This window comes from Nostoc sp. DedQUE02, assembly GCF_034531035.1.
GTDB lineage: Bacteria > Cyanobacteriota > Cyanobacteriia > Cyanobacteriales > Nostocaceae > Nostoc.
In genome coordinates this window covers 1-4,694 of sequence record NZ_JAVRBY020000131.1, presented here as the reverse complement: position 1 = coordinate 4,694, position 4,694 = coordinate 1, and the positions used below count along the sequence as shown (strand labels likewise).

At 43.4% G+C, this 4,694-nt stretch carries 5 protein-coding genes; 4 read left to right on the top strand and 1 reads right to left on the bottom strand.

The window, feature by feature from the left end; translation table 11 throughout:
- Nucleotides 1-241: 241 nt before the first annotated feature.
- Nucleotides 242-481, top strand: coding sequence for a hypothetical protein (locus RMX98_RS36055; RefSeq protein WP_322679965.1), 240 nt, complete (start codon nt 242-244; stop codon nt 479-481).
- A gap of 50 nt (nt 482-531) precedes the next feature.
- On the opposite strand, the gene RMX98_RS36050 is transcribed toward RMX98_RS36055, so the two are convergent.
- Nucleotides 532-915 carry a nuclear transport factor 2 family protein gene (locus tag RMX98_RS36050; protein WP_322679964.1) on the bottom strand — a complete coding sequence of 128 codons (384 nt, stop codon included), beginning with the start codon at nt 913-915 and terminating at the stop codon, nt 532-534.
- A gap of 276 nt (nt 916-1,191) precedes the next feature.
- Between RMX98_RS36050 and RMX98_RS36045 the strand changes: the two genes are divergently transcribed.
- The 3 genes from RMX98_RS36045 (at nt 1,192) to RMX98_RS36035 (ending at nt 4,662) form a co-directional block, all read left to right on the top strand.
- Nucleotides 1,192-2,010, top strand: coding sequence for an SDR family oxidoreductase (locus tag RMX98_RS36045; protein ID WP_322679963.1), 819 nt, complete (start codon nt 1,192-1,194; stop codon nt 2,008-2,010).
- Between the two features lie 601 nt (nt 2,011-2,611).
- Nucleotides 2,612-2,995, top strand: a complete 384-nt coding sequence (locus tag RMX98_RS36040; RefSeq protein WP_322679962.1) for a toll/interleukin-1 receptor domain-containing protein — start codon at nt 2,612-2,614, stop codon at nt 2,993-2,995.
- Nucleotides 2,992-4,662 (top strand): NB-ARC domain-containing protein, encoded by a 1,671-nt coding sequence (locus tag RMX98_RS36035; RefSeq protein ID WP_322679961.1) that lies wholly within the window; start codon nt 2,992-2,994, stop codon nt 4,660-4,662. The genes RMX98_RS36040 and RMX98_RS36035 overlap by 4 nt, the downstream gene beginning before the upstream one ends.
- The last annotated feature ends 32 nt before the right edge of the window (nt 4,663-4,694 follow it).

The following is a 4,694-nucleotide window of genomic DNA, read 5'->3' as shown; positions in this document are numbered from 1 at the left end:
GGACATAGTTATTGGGCAATAGCTTGGGTTAAGCAAATTTATCTGTTACGGCAGGCAGGGGAAGCAGGGGAGGCAGGGGACGCAGGGGGAGAGAAAAAAGCTTAACTGAACTGTATTGAGTTATTGGGTAGATACAAAAGCTGGCTTTACCACTCAAAAACAGATAAATTTAATTGAATTCCTCCTCAGTTTGGACGATCGACCAGAAATTTTACCCAGTTCACCTTAACTAAGAATAGACATGGAAAGAGAAATTAAAGATTCAGATGGAATTACATGGACTTGTATTCAAGCATTTTCAGGTCTTTCTGATACTTCAAAAGCTGAAGAAGCAGCTGGAGTCGAAGGAGAACCAGATACTTACTGGGTTGTCTGTACTCCTAGTGGCGGCGCACAGTCTGTACGGCTGAAGTTAAAAGGCAAATGGGAAGAAGAATACTCTGATGAGGCGTTACTCAAGGAAATTAAAACGCAGCAATAATTGGCGTTGTTGATTAATCGGCTCAATGCCCTGTTTGCTGGAGCGCGTGGTTAGGCTTTTGGGGTGGATGATGGAAGTGGACAGACTTCCATAGCTTGAATCAAGCCGTGTTCAAAGGTGAATCGATGACCCACATGTTCATCGGCAAGAACTACGTAAGCCTTGTCACGCACGACTTGATGTACATCAACCAAAATGCGCCCAGTCTCCTCCAAGTAAAAGGAAATCGGCTCGACGTGCGGATTGATCTCGCTCCATTGCTCCGTCCAGTAAGCGCGAACTTCTTCAGGCCCACGGACAAAACCGCCTTTGAACGCTCTCGGCCAAGCCACGTCTGGAGTCATGAGGGCAAGGGCAGCGTCAATGTCTCGCGCGTTGAAGGCCGCATAAGCTGCACGGAGCAGTTCAATTTCTGGTGCAGGTTGATCTGACATAAGAGCTATGGTGAAAGAGATGCAGCAGCGTTTAACAATTTATTATACCGTTAAAGCTAAGTATTGTTATCTTTGCGGGACACAACTACGCGCTAATTGCGATCGCTGTGGCGAGTTAGTAGTGTCCGCCAGGTATAAATTTTATTCGGATCTCGGCTTAATACCAATATAAGCTTCTCAAAATCCTCCTTTTTAAGGAGGATTTAAAGTTTTGGATACCTCAAGTACCATTTTTAAAACAAACTCTAAGACGCACAAGAAAAAGCAATTGATATTATGACAAATACAGTAATTATTACAGGCGCATCTCAAGGGATTGGTAAAGCTACAGCATTATTATTTGCCCGTCACAATTATGATGTCGTGTTGGCGGCTCGTCAACTTGACCGTTTAGAAGCTACTGCTGCACAGATACGGGAACTTGGACGAGAAGCGATCGCTATTTCAACAGATGTCAAAGATCCTTTACAAGTAAACAACCTAATCCAGAAGGCGATCGCTCATTTTGGTAACATAGATGTATTAATTAATAATGCAGGTATCTTTTGCTTAGGGCCCGTTGAGGATTTTAGCTTAGATGATTGGCATCAGATAATTGATACCAATTTGTGGGGCTACATCCATACTATTAATGCCATCCTGCCCCATTTCTTAGAACGTCGCAAAGGAACCATTGTTAATGTCAGTTCTATTGGTGGTATAGAACCGATTCCTTACCAAGTTCCTTACACAACCACTAAATACGCCGTGACTGGATTAACAAAATCGCTACACGCCGAGTTATCACCAAAAGGGATTCACGTTAGCGGAATTTATCCCAGTTTTATCAGTACTCAAGTGATGGAACGGGCAATCTTTCGCGGTAAAGACGAGGAAACTGCCGAGGCGCGTTCTGAGTTGGTAGATAAAGCAATTCAAATTCCTGTACTAGAAAAGCCTGAAGATGTAGCAAAATCAATTTGGGAAGCAGTAAAGCATCAGCGTTCTGATGTCATGGTAGGCACAACAAACCTTTGGAAAGCAGTTTATCACTTGTCTCCTAGTTTGATGCAGTCAGTTTTTCGGCGCGTCTTCGGTATGGAAGAACGAACTTAGTTCTTCTCTTTTAGGATAGGCCGCAATTGATAGCACAGGGTTCAATACAGTTTAGTTAAGCATTTCTTTCTTCTCTCTGTGCCCTCTGCGCCTCTGTGGTTCGTAATACCAATTTTATTGATATCGCCCTTTCACAACACGCTACTAACCATCTCTCATAAACTGCGTAGTTTAACGCCGTAGCTATCGCCCACAATGATTTCTCGGAAGTTGCAAAAAAATTGTAGGCTGGGTGGAGGCTTTGCGTAACCCAATATCCTGATATATGTTGGGTTACGCTCCGCTCCACCCAACCTACGTCTAATGCACATTTTTTTGCTTGCCACGCCACTATCACTACCACTGGTGGATAAACGAGAAGATAATTCAAATAATCAGCCAAAAAGCCTCATGTAGAGCCGCGATTTATTGCGTTTGATAAAATTGTTAAATTAACAAGTGGTGGAGGTTTAACTTCCCTGCTTCTATCAAGCAGCGCGAATTGAAGCCTAAATCTAAATCCTCGTCACAAAACGTAATTGCGTTAGCGTAGCGGTAGCGAGTCCGCGAGCGTCGCGTCATTACAAATTGTTTTAATATCATTCAAATCAAGAATTTAACTATGCCTAATGTCTTTATCAGTCATCGTAAAAGTGATGCTCAACAAGCTGAACAGCTAGCGAATGAATTAGGTGATGCTGGGCATGAAGTATGGTTTGATGAATGGAAGATAGACGTAGGAGATTCCATAGTTGAGCGTGTTGACCAAGGGCTAGAAGGATCTAAGTATTTAGTTCTGTGTTACTCCTCGTCTGATATGTCGCCTTGGGTAAACCGTGAGTGGATGTCAGTGTTAGCTCGACAATTGTCAGGACACCAAGTAAAGGTATTGCCAATTTTGCTCACAGGTGGGGAACCGCCTGCTATTTTAGCTGATATCAAGTATGCAGATTTGGTTAATGACTGGTCAAAAGGCGTATCTCAATTGCTGCGGGCAATAAAATGAGTCAGAGAAACTGGCAAGTTTACATTGCCCATCATCCCAAAGAAGAGGATTTAGCAGAAGAATTGGCAGAACACATCCGCCAGGCTGGCTATGAGGTAGTACATCGCGGAACTGTCATGGTGGGGGAGTCATTCACCGAGGAAGTCTCAAAAGTTCTCAGTACTGGCGGGGCAGTGGTATTGTGTGGAACTAGTAGAGCATTGGGAACCCGTTGGGCATCGCAGATTGTTAACGCAGCCAGACAGCAGACTTCTGGTGGACAAACGCGAGTTTTTTGTCTTCAGATGGAACAGGATGCTGATGTAGGGAGATTGAGCTTTGATGAATGTATTGCTCTTTATTGGCAAAACCCTGTAAAAGCAATTGAGGATTTGATTGCTGCACTCAAAAAGCACTATCCCCTTAATACTAATATTGCTCATTCTGTTTACCGTCTCGTGCAAGCACCACCCTTACCCACATCCTTTGTAGAACGCCCAGAGTATAGCAATGATTTAAAAAAGCGTCTCCTCACAGAGTCATCATCAGATAATCGTGCTTTGGTAATTACTGCAATTCACGGTTTGGGTTCTGTGGGTAAATCGACTTTAGCGGCAGCTTTAGCCCATGATGCAGAAATACAAACTCGGTTTTGTGATGGCATTCTTTGGGCAACTTTAGGCCAGCAACCTGATGTGCTTTCTTTACTTAGTGGCTGGGTGCAGGCACTAGGAGACTATAGCTTTAAACCTACCAGTGCAGAAGCTGCTTCTACCCATTTGCGGACTCTGCTTTATGACAAAGCTGTGCTACTAGTGGTGGACGATGCTTGGAATACCGAAGATGCACAAGCGTTTAATGTTGGCGGTTTGCGGTGTCAAGTTTTAGTAACTACTCGTGAAGGGGCAATTGCTGACGCATTAAAAGCCAGCACCTACAGTCTGGATATAATGACAGCATCCCAAGCGATGGAATTGCTGACGAAGAATTTAGGACGGGAGATTTCAGGTAAAGAACGTCAATCAGCAGAAAAGTTAGCTGAAGGCGTTGGTTATCTCCCCCTAGCATTGGAACTAGCAGCTGCCCAAGTTACTAGTGGTACAACTTGGACAGACTTGTTACGAGATATTAAACAAGAAATTGCTCGGTTAAAAGCATTGAATAGACCAGGGGCAAAAGATATTACTGATGAAGCAAGTTTAAAACGCCTCAGCTTAACTGCATCTTTGAATTTGAGCATACAGCGATTGTCACCAGAGGATAAAGAATACTTTATTTGGTTGGGGGTGTTACCTGAAGATGTAAGTATTACTCCCAAAATGACAGCAACACTTTGGGATATTGCAGATGAGCGCGATGCCTCTGATTCATTGAAAGATTTACAAAGTAAAGCCCTATTATTAATTGGTGTTCCTCTTGCTGATGGTACGCTTACCTATCGCCTACATGACTTATTCCACGACTTAGCACGGAACTTGTTAACTGCTCCCCCACAACCGCGTCGAGGTGATTTACCAGGACTAGGTATTTCCCTTGCCAAGGCTCACGTTGCTTTGTTGGAGAAGTATCAGCAGAAAACTGAAAATAATTTATGGCATACTCTGCGTGATGATGGTTATATTCATCAGCATTTAGTTTGGCATTTACAGGACTTACGCAACTGGCACAGCGTGATCGCTATTTTATAGTATTTATGTACTATATAAAGTGGCTGACCCAT